Below are 15,056 nucleotides of genomic sequence, written 5' to 3' on the forward strand. Positions count from 1 at the left end.
GCATTCCCAGTGATATTAATCTTTGTAATTTGACGTTTGTTTTGAGATATGAGGATTATCTTCGGGAATGAATTGTTGACTTAAATTTTTATTTTTTTTCAATGTATCACGAATAAGTTCATCTGTTAGCACTAAATGCGCATTTATGATATCACAAAAGGGAATAGAGAGATACATAGCTTCTCCATAAGCAGCTTTATCGGTGTTTAAAGTAAATCCATCTTGTGTGATATTTGTAAGTGTTCCACGAAATTTTCTGCGTCCATCAATTGTGATTTTTGTTTCAATTTTTGCAAGATGTCCTTGCCACTGAAAAAAGTCAGATTTCCTTACCAGTGGACGATCAATTCCAGGAGATGAAATTTCTAAATGATATTTACGTTCAATAACATTTTGCACATCAAGAAGGGGTGAAACAGTTCGACTAACAGTTTCACAATCTTCTACGGTCATAGAGCCATCAGCGCGTTCTACCATAATTTGAAGAGTTAAACCATTTAAGCCAAGAAGCTTTACACGAACCAAACGAAAACCTAAAGGCTTAAGCAATGGTGCCACAAGAATCCCAACGCGCGCCTCAATGCCATCTTCTTCAAACAGACGCGGCTCATCAAGATTACTTATTTTTTCAGTTTTACCCATACATTTTATCCAAGTCATTTTCATCAGTCTTATGACACTAAAAAAGAGCGGGTGCAATGCCCCACTCTTCATCATAAGACCAAGAATTTCACTATTGATACTCTTAAATTCAAAATTTTTCAAGTTATTTATAAGAAAAGCGTTTCTTCATTTATTTCTTAATAAAGGTAAGATAGACTGGTGTTCGTCCTCCGCGTAGAGCTTTTGCTTCATAACGGGTACCTATCCATAGTGGATAAGGGTTTTGCCAATCCCTAGGGCTTTCTGCTTCCCACTCAAAGCTGCTATGCTGTACACAATAGTAGAGGGTCCAGTTTACATAACTCTCTATATCACTAGCAAAGCGGAAATTTTTACCTGTTTTAAGAACGCGAGCAAAACGGTTAAGATTTTTTATGTTGATGAAACGTCGTTTCCAATGTTTCTTTTTAGGCCATGGATCAGGATAGAAGAGATCTATTCCGTCAAGTGATGCATCTGGAAGCCAATCAAGAAGTTGAGTGGCGTCATCATCATAAAGTCGAATATGATTTTGATGTTGTTTGTGCTGTTCAAGGGACATTAGCATTTTTGCCATGCCATTGATAAAGGGTTCGATGCCAATAAAACCAGTTTGTGGAAAATGTTCCATTTCATGGAGCAAATGTTCACCACCACCAAAACCAATTTCAAGCCGAACTTCACTTACTTTAGTAGGAAATAAGCATGTCAAGTCTAAGGGCGCGAGGGTATTTAAATCAATGTTAAGAGTTGGGAGAAGCATTTTTATACGCGCAAGTTGATTGTTTCGTAGCCGTTTTCCTTGCCGGCGACCAAAAAAGGCCTCACGCATACGTGTATTATGGTTCATCATGGTATTTAATCAATGTTTGAAGTGTCTTAATCAGATCCGTTTTTTCCCATGAAAACGAACCATCAGGTTCTGGTTTGCGTCCAAAATGACCATAAGCAGCTGTTTTTGTATAAATAGGTTTATTGAGGTTAAGGTGTTTTCGAATGCCAGTTGGCGAAAGGTCCATTATTTTGCGGATGGCTGTTTCAAGAATTTTTTCATCGACTTTCCCTGTTCCATGAAGATTAAGATAAATAGATAAGGGTTGTGCAACACCAATTGCATAGGAAAGTTGAATGGTGCATCGTTCTGCTAAATCAGCTGCAACAATATTTTTAGCTAAATAGCGTGCAGCATAGGCTGCGGAACGATCAACTTTTGTCGTATCTTTGCCTGAAAAGGCACCACCACCATGGGGGGCTGCACCTCCATAAGTGTCAACGATAATTTTGCGTCCTGTTAGTCCCGCATCACTTTGAGGACCACCAATCACAAATTTTCCTGTTGGGTTGATATACCAACGGCATTGATCAGAAATAGGGATATCATGTAAAGCTTGACGAATATAAGGCTCAACCACTTTACGGACTTTATGAGAATCCCAACTTTCATCTAAATGTTGTGTTGAAAGAACAATGGACGTTACCTCTATAGGCTTTCCATTTTTGTACCGTATTGTTATTTGGCTTTTTGCATCTGGTCCTAATTTAGCAGTTTCTCCTTCTCCTTTATGGCGGGCAGCGGCGAGAAGTTTTAAAATCTTATGGGCATAATAAATCGGTGCAGGCATGAGATCGGGTGTTTCACGGCAAGCATATCCGAACATGATACCCTGATCACCTGCACCTTCTTCCCCATTTCGATCCATAGCATTATCAACACCGCATGCAATGTCTGTTGATTGAGGACGTAAAAGAACATCAATTTTAACAGTTTTCCAATGAAACCCTGCTTGTTCATAACCAATTGCACGAATAGCACGACGCGCTACTGTGCGAAAACGCGCAGGATTAATAAGTGGACGACCAGTTTTATCGTAGATAAATTTTTTATTTTTATCTCTTTTAAAGAGCGTATCAGGAACACGCACTTCACCAGCGATAACAACACGATTCACACTCACAAGAGTTTCACATGCAACCCGTATCAACCATGGATTTGTACCAGTTTTTTGCGCTTCTCTATAGACCATATCAACGATTTCATCGGAAATACGATCACAAATCTTATCAGGATGTCCTTCTGATACCGACTCACTCGTAAAAAGATAATCTTGACGCGGCATAGGAACTCCTTCAAAAAAGAAAACCAATGGTTTATTAATTATCTGTTAAGGCTGCCCCTATTTGCCAACCACATGGCAAATCGTCAATACTCAATTTATAAGTTTCACTGAAAGAAAATACGTAATTTTTATTTTACAGCTTGTTCTTCTTCAGAAAGTGCTTTTGCTAAGTCAATGATTTTCCTACGCACTTTAGCATCAGAAATATTTGTAAAAGCACGCATTAATTGGATTCCTTCATTGCTGGAGCAAAAATCTATAAAATCATTGTCGCTTTCAGAAAAACCTTCTGCATGTTGTGTCTGCATACCTTTATCGAAAAAATAAGAAACAGGAACATCCATAATTTCCGCAATTGCTTGAAGACGACTTGCTCCAATACGGTTTGTACCTTTTTCGTATTTTTGAATTTGCTGGAAGGTAACACCTAATTTTTCACCTAGTTTCTCTTGAGTAAGCCCCAAAATATTACGACGCAAACGAATACGGGTTCCAACATAGATGTCTATAGGATCGGGTTTTTTTTAGTCTCGGCCATAATGCAACTCTTTAGTTTCCAGCACTTTGCTTCTAAACCAACAACAGATTTCTCTAAAGTTGGTTTATCATATAATTAATATAATATGTAACACTTTTTCCCAATATTACCGGCATACACCCAGCATACACAATGTAATACCGTATATGGGCATTTGAATCATTTAAGATGTTTTGTAGAACCAAAACTGATACGGCACAATAGCATAAGAATAAATAAGATAAAAGTAGAGAATATTCTATATTCATTGCTTCCTATGGGGGTAATGGATGATGGAACTGGTGAATCAATAATGCCAATAGCATTTTGCTGGAGAGCTACAATGATTCGCCCATAAGAATCAATAACAGCCGATATTCCATTATTGGCTGCTCGTATAAGGGGGATTCCCAGTTCAACAGCACGAAGCTGTGCTTGTTGAAGATGTTGATATGGACCAGGCGTTACACCAAACCATGCATCATTTGTAATATTAATGATTGCTTGGGGAGGGGAGCCTTTAAAAGTCATTTCATTAGGAAATATTACCTCATAACAAATTAACGGAAGATAAGAAAACCCATTTGGCATCATAACAGTTTTTCGTACGCTTGCAGCGCTATATCCACCAATAGTATCAGCGAGGGCACGCAATCCAATTTTTTCCAATAAATTTTGATAAGGAAGATATTCACCAAAAGGAACCAAGTGCAGTTTGTCAGAAGTGTCTAAAATATCACCTTTATTGTTAATGACTGCAATCGTATTAAAATATTGTGTTTGCTCATTAAGAGGATCATCATTGGCACGTATAGCACCAAGGATAGCCCACTGTCTGGGTTTAAGAAGAGAGGCAATGTGCATTGCGATAGCAGGTGAGTCATTGAGAATATAGGGAACAGATGCTTCTGGCCATATGATAAAATCAGGTTCTCTATTGTGATCTGCTGTTGGTATTGCACTTAAATGCATATGAGCTTCAAATATAGCTTCTCGTGTTGTATTATTCAGTTTTATATTTTGCTGTATAGAAGGCTGAATAATGCGCACCCAATAATGATTTTTTTGATCATCAGTGATGCTCGCTGCAGTATTGAGGCGATAAAGTCCAAAACTACTGTGAATTACTATAAGTGATAAGCAAAGAAAAAGTGCGGTTTTCTTTTTTTCGTCCGTTAATAGAACAGTAGGTAAACTATAGACTAAAACAGCAAGAATATTCATTCCATAAAGCCCCACGATTGCATCTAATTGCATGAATATAGGGGTGGGCATAGCTGTATAACCAAGGGCATTCCATGGAAAGCCCGTAAATAGGATAGCGCGCAACCATTCTGCCAGTCCCAGCGCAAAAGCCAAAACAAAAAAACGTGCTATTCCTTTTGTCCATAAAAAACCGACAATGAAACCAGCAAAAAACCAATAAAGGGAAAGATAGAGGGGAGGACCCAAAATGGCAAATGGCACTGCCCAGCCAAAAGTAACTGGATCCGTCAACAAAGCATTGCACAACCACCAAAGGCTGCAAATAAAATAGCTGAAGCCAAAGATTCCACAACTTAGAGCATAGGTTAGAAAGCGCTTTTTATTGTTTTGGATAGTATAGATTGAGTCAAGTAAAACAATAAAGATAGGAAAAGTTAAAAAACACAGAGGTGTCAAATAAAAAGGTGGAAGCGCAAAAGACGTAAGTGCACCACATAAAAATATCCACGCTTGCCGTTTCCAACCGGTAAGAGAAGATAAGAAAACTATGAAACTACCTAAAAGCATTTGACTATTTTTTAGAAAGAGCATTTTTTTCAAAATTCTCATTTTCTGGGATGCGAAAAATGCGCAATCGCTTAATCCGGCGTTTATCAGCTTCTAAAATACGAAATTGATAACCAGGAACTGCTTCAATAACTTCACCTTTTGCAGGAATGCGATCAAGAATGGAAACAATCAAACCACCAATGGTATCAACTTCATCACCATATTCGCCGACGATAAAATCAGGACCGAGAGCTTTTTCCACATCTTCTAGTTCAGTTTTTGCGTCAACAAGCCATCTATTATTAGGTTCGCGCACGATAGCATTGTCAATATGATCATGTTCATCTTCGATATCACCAACGACTAATTCGACGATATCTTCCATAGAAACTAAACCGTCTGTGCCACCATGTTCATCAATAACCAAAGCCATCTGTGTTCGTGTGGTTTGCATACGTGTGAGTAATTTGCTTGCCAGCATGGAACTAGGGACAAAGAGAACAGCACGAATCAAATCCAATTCACCTATTGGAGTGTGTAAATGCGTATGGTTTAATTGAAGAAAATCAGATTTCTGCTCTGTTTGGGGTGAGTTGATAATAAAACGAGTTATATAATTAAGGATATCGCGGATATGGATCATTCCCCGTGGATCATCTAAAGTTTCAGCATAAACAGGTACGCGAGAATGGCCAATTTTTGCAAAACATTTAAGAGCTTCCCCAAGGGAAGTGTTTATTTCCAATGCTTCGATTTCAGAGCGTGGAATCATAACATCATCAACTCGTGCTTCACGCAGACGTAAGATATTATGTAGCATAGTACGTTCTTCAGGTGAGAAGAGGGTTGTGTCTTTTTCATTGTTAGCGGTGAGCGCAACGGTAAGGTCATCACGCAATGACGTATAATTGCGTCCACGTAAAAACGAAAACAAATGATTTATCAGGGAGTATTTTTCCGTGTGATTTGCTTGTTGTGAGGAGTGTTCTTCAATATGAGAAGATATTTGGCGGTTATTTGGTGCATTTATTTTATTTGCCATGATTTTGAAATCTTCAAACTTTCTTTTTAGAGGCATAAGAGATTTTAAATTGTATGATGGTGATATTAATTTTAAAAGTTAATTTTTCTCATTTTAAAATTCACTATAGGGATCCTTTATGGAAAACTTTTGAAGAATTTCCTTTTCAAGTTTTTCCATTTGGTGCGCTTCATCATCTGTTTCATGATTATAACCAAGAAGGTGAAGAACACCATGAACAATCATATGCGTCAAATGATCCTGAAATAATTTTCCTTCTGTCGATGCTTCAAGTAAAACCGTTTCTCGCGCAATAATAATATCACCGAGCATAGGTCCTGGTGTTTGTCCAACTTTAAGTGGAAAAGCAGGAAAGGACAATACATTGGTTGGTTTATTTTTACCACGCCATTGCGCATTGATCTGCGCCATATATTTATCATCTGTAAAAAGCAGACTAATTTCACTTACAATATTTTCTAATGAAAGGTGATGCATTGTCGTTGTTAATGCTTTTTCAGCGATATCATAAAGCATTTGTTCATCATCCCATCCAGAGCTCTCAATAGTTATATCAATAGTAATCATGCTAAATTGAATTCACTGTTTTCGACGAACTATTTGAAGAAGACATTTCTTTAATTTGTATAGCAGAATCATGATCATAAGCACGGACGATAGCGGCTACAAGGGGATGGCGTACAACATCTTTTTCATCAAAACGAATAATCGCAATATTTTCTATATGTGAAAGAATGCGTATTGCTTCGATTAAACCTGATTTTTGTCCAGTAGGCAAATCAATTTGACTTACATCACCGGTTACGATCATACGTGTTCCTTCCCCAAGTCGTGTGAGGAACATTTTCATTTGCATAGGTGTGGTATTTTGTGCCTCATCAAGAATGACAGCTGCATGGGCAAGTGTTCGTCCGCGCATGAAAGCAAGAGGGGCAATTTCTATGACGCCAGAAGTTAAAATGCGCTCGACTTTTTCAACGGGGATCATATCATAAAGGGCGTCATAAAGTGGACGTAAATACGGATCGACTTTTTCTTTAAGATCTCCGGGAAGAAAGCCAAGGTGCTCTCCAGCTTCAACGGCGGGACGTGACAGGACAATTCGTTCAATGATACCACGCTCTAAAAGCATTGTAGCATGAGCAACAGCAAGATATGTTTTGCCTGTTCCTGCAGGTCCTACACCAAAAACAAGTTCATTACTCTCCATTGCACGTATGTAAGCATCTTGTGTTGAGGATCTCGCATGGATTATTTTTTTATGGGTATGTAATTGTGCGGGGATATGTTTTTTTGCAGGTTGTATCGTTGTGAGGGTTTCTTGCTGTTCTTGTAGTAAATTTGCCATGGCAATTGCTCCTTCTATATCTGATAAAGTGAGCTCTTGGTGTATTTTGGCGGATTCATAAAGCTGTTGCAATACATATTGTGCCTGTTTTATAGCAGCAATATTCCCACGGATTAAGATCTCATTACCGCGCGGATGAATGCTAAGTTCGAGTTTTTGTTCGATATAGATAAGATTTTCATCAAGTTTACCAAAAACTGCCTTCGCATATTTATTGTTTTCAAAGATAAGAACAACTTGATGCGCATCTGATGTTCTTGCTTTTCCCAAGATACCAGTATTTTCAGGGTAAGCATTTGCTTTTTCTCTAATGCGCTTTACTTTTTCGGTTGAAGCTTTCAACCTATTCTCCCATATCTATATAAATTTGTATACTTTCTTTAACGAATTTTATAAAAGGTATTTTATCTTTCATAGAATATAAGGTTTAGATGTAATCATTTTCTTCAAAAATAAAAGAGCTTCCTAAAATCTTTGTGGTAAATTAGGACATTCCAGACATGTTTATACATTTGGTATCTCACCGACAAAACTATTTGAACTCACATTTTTAATATGTGTTGTTACCACAGAGCCCATAGAGGCTTGTGTCTCTACAACAACAGGTAAAAGCCAAGGTGAACGACCTACCATTTGTCCTGAGTGACGTCCAGCTTTTTCAATCAGAACATCGGTTGTTTGACCAATTTTAGAACGCAAAAATGCATCTTGCTGCTCAAGAAGGAGAACCTGCAAATGCTGGAGTCGAGCATCCTTTACAGCTTCATCAACATGATTTTTCATTGTTGCACCAACTGTTCCAGGACGAGGTGAATACTTGAAAGAATAGGCTGAACTGTATTGCACTTGTTTAATAAGTTTAATGGTTTCTTCAAAGTCTTCATCTGTTTCTCCTGGAAATCCTACGATAAAATCGCCTGAAAAAGCAATATCAGGTCGTGCGGTCCGAATTTTTTCGATAAGCTGAAGATAATGAATGCTTTTATGTTGGCGATTCATTGCTTTTAAGATGCGATCGGAACCTGATTGGACAGGGAGATGCAGGTAAGGCATCAATATGTCAAGATCTCGATGTGCGGCAATAAGGCTGTCATCCATATCTCGTGGGTGGCTGGTTGTATAACGTAGACGCTTTAAACCATCCAGTTTGGCGAGATGATAGAGAAGATCACCAAGACGCCAAGTTTTTCCATGAGCACTTTGTCCATGCCAACCATTTACATTTTGTCCAAGGAGCGTAATTTCTTTGACACCAGCTTCAATGAGTTGGCGTGCTTCTTCAGTAATTTGTTCAACAGGTCGTGATATTTCAGCACCTCGTGTGTAGGGAACAACACAAAAAGTACAAAATTTGTCACAGCCTTCTTGCACTGTTAAAAATGCACTAACACCTCGTTTTCTTACAGCACGTTTATTGTGAGGCGGCAAATGAGCAAATTTATCTTCGACAGCGTAGTCTGTTTCGATAACTTTTTTGCCTTGTTTGGCCTTTTCTAACAAGTCTGGTAAACGGTGATACATTTGCGGACCAATAACGAGATCCACGGTTGGAGCACGGCGCAAGATTTCACTGCCCTCGGCTTGTGCAACACAACCAGTCACACCAACCATCAGAGGCTTGTCAGGTGCCCGTTCTTGACGCAGCACGCGCAAACGACCGAGGTCAGAATAGAGTTTTTCTGCTGCTTTTTCACGAATATGGCAGGTATTAACAAGAATCAAGTCAGCATCATTTGGTGTTTGTGTAGTAACATAACCTTGTGAACTGAGACTATCAGTCATCCGTTGGCTGTCATAAACATTCATTTGACACCCATAGGTTTTGATAAAAACCTTTTTAGGAGCAACAGGGGACTTATTTTTAGAATTTACTTTATTCATAACGCATGTCTAAATGTTTTTTACGCAAATCTCAATCTGTTGTTTGCTTAAAAGTTTTTTGCATAACAATTGCATCTATGCGACTGTTTTTTGATGGGTAATAAGCAGGGCGTTTAGCAATTTTTTGAAATTGGAAACGCTGATAAAGATTCAAGGCAGAAAGATTCGTCTCTTCTACTTCTAGGAAAAGTTTTATAGCACGTTCATGGCGAAGATGGCGTAGTGTACTATCGATAAGCAAAGTGCCAATTCCTTGTCGACGAAAATGAGGATGAACGGCAATTGTGATGATTTCTGCTTCATCAAGAATGAGTCGGCAGAGGCAAAATCCTACGATTTGATCTGGTTGACCAATGAGAGAGGCTTTGTATCCAAAGATAGAGTGATCTATTAAGAAATTATCAAAGGCTCGTTTTTCCCAAGCAGGAACAAAACAGTACTGGTGAATTTTATGAAAGGAAGCACTATCATTAGCTTGTAGCGGAGCAATATAAAAATATTTTTTTATCAATGAAAACTCGGACATTATTTTTTTCGTGGTAAAGCAAAACCAGTTTGTTGTTTTACGTCAGCATTGCGTAAATAGAGTGGGCAGGGTGGATTTTGTGGTTGTTTGTTTGCAGCAAGATGGGCATAGCTTACAATATCAGCTGCTTCGTAGAGAATTGGGTCTCGTACGATTTTTCTGTTTACCTTATTGTTTTTAATGTACAGTGCAATAATATCAGCTGCTGGACCAGTTAGTCTCGTTGGCTGGGGTAAATCTTCGATGATATTTTCAATTGTTTTTAATCCAGGTAGTCCTAAAGGTGTGAGATCTTCATTGAAGTTTTGATGATAGAACATATTTCTTCCGGCTTCAATGACAACGGTGGTTGCTATTGCTGATGCAGTATTTTTGTTAGTTATTGCTTGTGCTGCCAGTGCCTCAAGTGCGCTTACTCCAACAGCTGGTATTTCTAGCGCTAATGCTAAAGCTCTTGCTGTTGAAACACCGACACGCACACCAGTAAACGATCCAGGTCCAATATTAACAGCAATACGATCAACTTGATCAAGAGTAATATTAGTTTGGTCAGTTATTTGTGCAATGTATCCAATGAGTTTTTCGGCATGCCCTTTACTCATGCGTTCGCTGATATGTGCAATGACAGATTTATGACGAATGAGCGCAACGGCACAATAAATTGAAGCAGTATCTATGGCAAGTATAAGCATAAAAATATTTTAGTTGGATAATATGATAAAAAAATCTGCTGTGTTTTCTAGTTTTTTATTGGATACATTGAGCGTTAATTGAATCCTTATTATATCCTGTTACAACACATAGTAAGTAAAAACAATCCGAAAGGGAAAAATTATGAAATCACATTTATTTTTCCCAAATAAGAGCATATTCTATAAGCTTTTTGTAAAAACTTGATTTTTGTTAAAGCAGCAAAAAATAAAAAACAGCATTTTTTTGCTGAATTATGCATTTTTGTACCATACTTGCTTGCAAGTAATTATATACTGAAAAGCAGTTGGATGAGAAATTTAACGCTTGCTATTACTATTAACATCAAAGCGCATTCGTTCTTTTATATAAAATAATAAAAATAGTTTTATAATGAAGACTATTTCAGTGCCCATAAACACCTTTAGAAGTGTTTACAAACTTTGCTGAAAAAAGAAAAAGTATTTTAATGTGTTATTTCAAAAAGTTATATGATTCATACCACTCAATTGTATCATGATAAGGCTACAAATGCCAAGGATAAGTATGGAGCAAGTCGAGGCCAAAACGACACGCCATCCTGCTTTTTTTAACGAGTGGATATCAACGCCTAATCCTAATGCAGCCATTGAAATAACGGTCAACAACTGAGCGATAAGTTTGATGGGATTAATAGTTTTTTCAGGGATAAGACCACTTGAGCGAACAAGCATCATGATAATAAAACCAATAATAAACCATGGGACGAGGGTGTGTAGACGTAAGCGTGTTTGTGCTGATCGATTATAGATGATTGACAAAGCGAAAATAAGAGGTCCTAACATTAAAACCCGCACCAGTTTAACAACGGTTGCAATTTGAACACTTACAAAAGAGACAGATGCTGTTGCTGCTAAAACCTGTGGTACAGCATAAACAACCATGCCGGCCAGTACACCGTATTGGCTAAATGACAAATTCAGAAGTGGATGTAAAAAGGGTAGAAATAAAATAATAAGAATCCCTAAAAGAGCAGTGAAAGCAATTGACGCAGCTACATCGTCATGTTTTGCTTTAATGACAGGTGCAACGGCAACAATGGCTGAATTGCCACAAATAGCATTTCCACAAGCGACTAGCATTGCTAAATGTGTAGAAAGCCCGAAGAGTCGGCTGATGGAGAAACTGAGGATAATTGTTACAAATATAACGAATATGATGCTAGCAAGTAAATTCCAACCCGCGGAAAGAACTGTGTTAATGCTAATGCTTGCTCCTAAAAGAACAATAGCAATTTCGAGAAGTGTTTTTGCACAAAAGGTGATACCTTTTTGAAAATATGTTGGCAAATTAAAACAACTACGAGCAATAGATCCCAAAAGAATTGCCAAAACAAGGCTTTCAAGCCACGCTTCTGCGAAAAGCTGTTTTTCTATAATTTCTAAGCCATAAGCTAAGGCTGATATGAGTAAACATACTAGAATACCAGGAGCAAAGTTGTTTAAAAGTGAGAGATTTTTCTTTATCATTTTAATATTGCCCCCTAAAAAGAAATGGTAGTGAATAAAGACAGAGAACAGGTAAAAGAGAAAAATTTTAGAGATTTGTTCTTGCTTGTAAAGCTGCTGCTAAAGTTCCATCATCAAGATAATCGAGTTCGCCTCCCACAGGTACTCCATGTGCAAGTCGAGTAATTTTAACGGAGAAGTTAGAGAGCTGGTCAGTGATGTAGTGAGCAGTTGTTTGGCCTTCAACAGTAGCGTTGACCGCTAGAATAATCTCCGTAATCGAGTTTTCTACAACGCGCTGTACTAAGGGAGCGATTTTGAGTTCGTCAGGACCTATCCCATCTAAGGCAGAGAGACGTCCACCCAATACATGATAACGTGCTGCTAAAGTTTTTGCGCGTTCAAGAGCCCACAGATCAGCAATATCCTCAACAACAATAATTGTTGTATCATCGCGGCGTGGATCTGTACAAATCGAACAAGGATCAATTGTATCTACATTTCCGCAAACAGAACAAATGCAGACTTTGTCTACTGCTGTTTGTATTGCTGCTCCTAAAGGTTCCAATAATGTTTCTTTTTTTTGATAAGGTGAAGAACAGCACGGCGCGCCGAACGCGGTCCAAGACCTGGTATTCGCGCTAAAAGCTGAATAAGACGCTCAATTTCAGGTCCTGCAATGTGTTTAGACATATTATCGTTCCAAGGGATTCAATAAAATCCGGTTCATTAGAATGGGAGTTTGAAACCTGATGGTAGTGGTAGCCCTGCTGTTATGTTTTTAGTTTTTTCTTCTATAGCTGTTTCAATTTTTGTTTTAGCTTCATTATAGGCTGCCATAATCAGATCTTCAAGAATTTCAGCTTCTTCAGGCTTGAGTAACGAAGGATCAATTTCGATTTTTGTTATGATATTTTTGCCGTTTAAGGTGATGTTGACAAGACCACCACCAGAAGTACCAGTCACTTGTAGGCTTGCTACTTCTTCTTGAATTTTCTGCATTTTCTCTTGCATTTCTTTGGCTTTTTTCATCATGCTCATCATGTCACGCATAGAAATGAGTATCCTTATTCATCGTTGATATTATTTTCATTTTCAAAAGTTTTGGTATTTTTAAAAGTATCAGGGGATAAATCAAGATCGTTTTCTTGTTTATTTAAGCGAATATCGACAATTTTTGCTTCTGGGAAATGATTGAGGATTTTTGCGATATCAGGATCGGCCTCTGCATTGGAAAAAAGAGTTTTTTGAATAGCTAGACTTTCTTCCTGTAGGGTTGGTCCTCCTCCTTCATTAACAAAGGTGATAGTCCAGCGTTTCCCAGTCCATTGGGAAAGCATTTTTTCTATATCACTAGCAAGAGAATGTGGGGCATCTTTAGAAAGTCTTAAGGTAATATGCCCAGGTTTAAAAGAAACAGGATGAACAAATTCTCTAACAAGTATTTTAAATTGAATATCGTTATGCTGCTCGGCTAATTTAACAATATCGTATAAGGAATTTATAATAATGGTTTGCGATTTAATAATTTCTGTTACTTCAGAGGAATCAGTGCTTTCAAGAGTTTGAATTTTGACTGGATCTTTTTCTTGCAAGGAGTGGTTAAATTGTTGTTCCGCAGGTATTTTTAAATCTGATTGGCGGATTGGTGTATTTGGAGTTTTTAAGGGAGAATGAGCATATACTGCTGTTGACAGATTATTTGTATTTGTGGATTCGTGACGAGAAGAATTTGGAACAATTGTGAGAGGCGCTTTTTCTTGCATAAGCTTTTTCAAAGCTTCATCAAGAGTAGGGAGATCAGCAGTGTGAGCAAGACGAATGAGTAGCATTTCTGCGGCTTGAAGAGGATGTGTTGTCTGATTTACTTCTTGTAAGCCTTTGAGTAACATTTGCCAGTTTCGGGATAAAATAGGGATGGAAAGTTTTTGTGAAAAATCTAAGCTTCTTAAACGTTCATCTTCAGTAAGTGAGAGATCTTCAGCTATCTCTGGAGTAAAACGTAGACGTGTAACCAGATGATTGAAATCAGCCAATTCTGTCAATATAGTAAGAGGATCAGCACCTGCATCGTATTGGCTACGAAATTCATGTAATGCATTTACAACATTACCCTTCATGATAAATTCAAAGAGATCAATAACACGTGCTTGATCAGCTAAGCCTAACATAGCACGCACTGCAAGAGCACTGACGTTGCCGTAGCTATGCGCAATTGCTTGATCAAAAATAGATAATGCGTCACGTACAGAGCCTTCCGCAGCGCGAACAATCATGGAGATTGCTTGATCTTCCACTTCTACGTTTTCACATTTTGCAATTTGGCGCAAATGCGCGCTCAAAATTGTCGATTCAATACGCCGTAGGTCAAAACGCTGGCAACGCGAAAGAATCGTAATAGGAACTTTGCGGATTTCTGTCGTTGCAAAAATAAATTTTACATGTGCTGGTGGTTCTTCAAGTGTTTTTAATAAGCCATTAAATGCTTGCGTTGAAAGCATGTGCACTTCATCAATAATATAAACTTTATAGCGTGCAGCAACAGGACGGTAACGTATTTGTTCAATAATTTCACGAATATCATCAATACCCGTATGCGACGCTGCATCCATTTCTATAACATCGATATGGCGTCCTTCAATGATTTGTGTACAATGTTCACCAAGTGTATTCAATATGGTTGTTGGTTGGTCAATATCCTTTGTTTTGTAGTTGAGTGCACGTGCCAAAATACGCGCAGTTGTAGTTTTACCTACTCCACGAATTCCTGTTAGCATCCACGCTTGCGCAATACGACCCGTTTCAAAAGCGTTGGTGAGAGTACGCACCATAGCCTCTTGACCAATGAGGTCAGAGAAGTTTTGAGGGCGATATTTGCGAGCAAGAACACGATAGTTTTTTTCTACCGGCATATTTTTTATCAATGATTCCACTTTGAAGCTCTTATGCGTACAGTTCGATAATACGAAGGCAAAGATTAACACCCTAATCTAATATAAAAGGATTTTTTCTCAATCAAATTATTTTCTCAAAAGAGGACAATTTTCTTTA

General features: G+C 38.1%; 14 protein-coding genes and 1 pseudogene. All 15 read right to left on the reverse strand.

Annotated elements, in window-relative coordinates; genetic code table 11:
* Window positions 1-15: 15 nt before the first annotated feature.
* The 15 genes and pseudogenes from rimP to QWU_RS03745 all read right to left on the reverse strand — a co-directional run bounded on the left by rimP (window position 16) and on the right by QWU_RS03745 (window position 14,926).
* The gene (gene rimP, locus QWU_RS03675; RefSeq protein WP_035462000.1) at window positions 16-666 is read right to left on the reverse strand and encodes a ribosome maturation factor RimP; all 651 of its coding nucleotides are present in this window, start codon (window positions 664-666) and stop codon (window positions 16-18) included.
* Window positions 667-793: 127 nt separating this feature from the next.
* A complete protein-coding gene (locus QWU_RS03680; RefSeq protein WP_006589014.1) occupies window positions 794-1,495 on the reverse strand; it encodes a tRNA (guanine(46)-N(7))-methyltransferase TrmB in 702 nt (233 codons plus the stop codon).
* Window positions 1,482-2,759 (reverse strand): methionine adenosyltransferase, encoded by a 1,278-nt coding sequence (metK, locus tag QWU_RS03685; RefSeq protein ID WP_017196223.1) that lies wholly within the window; start codon window positions 2,757-2,759, stop codon window positions 1,482-1,484. Before metK ends, QWU_RS03680 begins: the two co-directional genes overlap by 14 nt.
* A gap of 128 nt (window positions 2,760-2,887) precedes the next feature.
* Window positions 2,888-3,238 (reverse strand): helix-turn-helix domain-containing protein, encoded by a 351-nt coding sequence (locus QWU_RS03690; protein ID WP_017196224.1) that lies wholly within the window; start codon window positions 3,236-3,238, stop codon window positions 2,888-2,890.
* Between the two features lie 218 nt (window positions 3,239-3,456).
* Entirely contained in the window at window positions 3,457-5,091 is a 1,635-nt protein-coding gene (lnt, locus tag QWU_RS03695; protein WP_017196225.1) for an apolipoprotein N-acyltransferase, read from the reverse strand.
* On the reverse strand, window positions 5,054-6,073 hold the full coding sequence (locus QWU_RS03700; RefSeq protein ID WP_017196226.1) for a hemolysin family protein: 1,020 nt from the start codon (window positions 6,071-6,073) through the stop codon (window positions 5,054-5,056). Before QWU_RS03700 ends, lnt begins: the two co-directional genes overlap by 38 nt.
* A 93-nt stretch (window positions 6,074-6,166) precedes the next feature.
* Entirely contained in the window at window positions 6,167-6,640 is a 474-nt protein-coding gene (gene ybeY, locus QWU_RS03705) for an rRNA maturation RNase YbeY (protein WP_006589019.1), read from the reverse strand.
* A 1-nt stretch (window position 6,641) separates the two neighbouring features.
* The gene (locus tag QWU_RS03710; RefSeq protein WP_017196227.1) at window positions 6,642-7,763 is read right to left on the reverse strand and encodes a PhoH family protein; all 1,122 of its coding nucleotides are present in this window, start codon (window positions 7,761-7,763) and stop codon (window positions 6,642-6,644) included.
* Window positions 7,764-7,925: 162 nt separating this feature from the next.
* Window positions 7,926-9,302, reverse strand: coding sequence for a tRNA (N6-isopentenyl adenosine(37)-C2)-methylthiotransferase MiaB (gene miaB, locus QWU_RS03715; RefSeq protein ID WP_006589021.1), 1,377 nt, complete (start codon window positions 9,300-9,302; stop codon window positions 7,926-7,928).
* A 31-nt stretch (window positions 9,303-9,333) separates the two neighbouring features.
* On the reverse strand, window positions 9,334-9,828 hold the full coding sequence (rimI, locus tag QWU_RS03720; RefSeq protein WP_006589022.1) for a ribosomal protein S18-alanine N-acetyltransferase: 495 nt from the start codon (window positions 9,826-9,828) through the stop codon (window positions 9,334-9,336).
* Window positions 9,828-10,520, reverse strand: coding sequence for a tRNA (adenosine(37)-N6)-threonylcarbamoyltransferase complex dimerization subunit type 1 TsaB (tsaB, locus tag QWU_RS03725; protein WP_006589023.1), 693 nt, complete (start codon window positions 10,518-10,520; stop codon window positions 9,828-9,830). Before tsaB ends, rimI begins: the two co-directional genes overlap by 1 nt.
* Window positions 10,521-10,997: 477 nt before the next feature.
* Window positions 10,998-12,026: a YeiH family protein gene (locus QWU_RS03730; protein ID WP_006589024.1), complete on the reverse strand. Its 1,029-nt coding sequence runs from the start codon at window positions 12,024-12,026 to the stop codon at window positions 10,998-11,000.
* A 67-nt stretch (window positions 12,027-12,093) separates the two neighbouring features.
* Window positions 12,094-12,698 (reverse strand): annotated as a pseudogene (gene recR / locus QWU_RS09025) (recombination mediator RecR).
* A gap of 36 nt (window positions 12,699-12,734) precedes the next feature.
* The gene (locus tag QWU_RS03740; RefSeq protein ID WP_006589026.1) at window positions 12,735-13,058 is read right to left on the reverse strand and encodes a YbaB/EbfC family nucleoid-associated protein; all 324 of its coding nucleotides are present in this window, start codon (window positions 13,056-13,058) and stop codon (window positions 12,735-12,737) included.
* A 14-nt stretch (window positions 13,059-13,072) separates the two neighbouring features.
* Complete coding sequence (locus tag QWU_RS03745; RefSeq protein WP_026017289.1) at window positions 13,073-14,926, reverse strand: DNA polymerase III subunit gamma/tau; 1,854 nt, start codon at window positions 14,924-14,926, stop codon at window positions 13,073-13,075.
* Between the last annotated feature and the right edge of the window lie 130 nt (window positions 14,927-15,056).

Origin of the sequence: Bartonella birtlesii IBS 325 (assembly GCF_000273375.1) — a bacterium.
Lineage (GTDB): Bacteria > Pseudomonadota > Alphaproteobacteria > Rhizobiales > Rhizobiaceae > Bartonella > Bartonella birtlesii.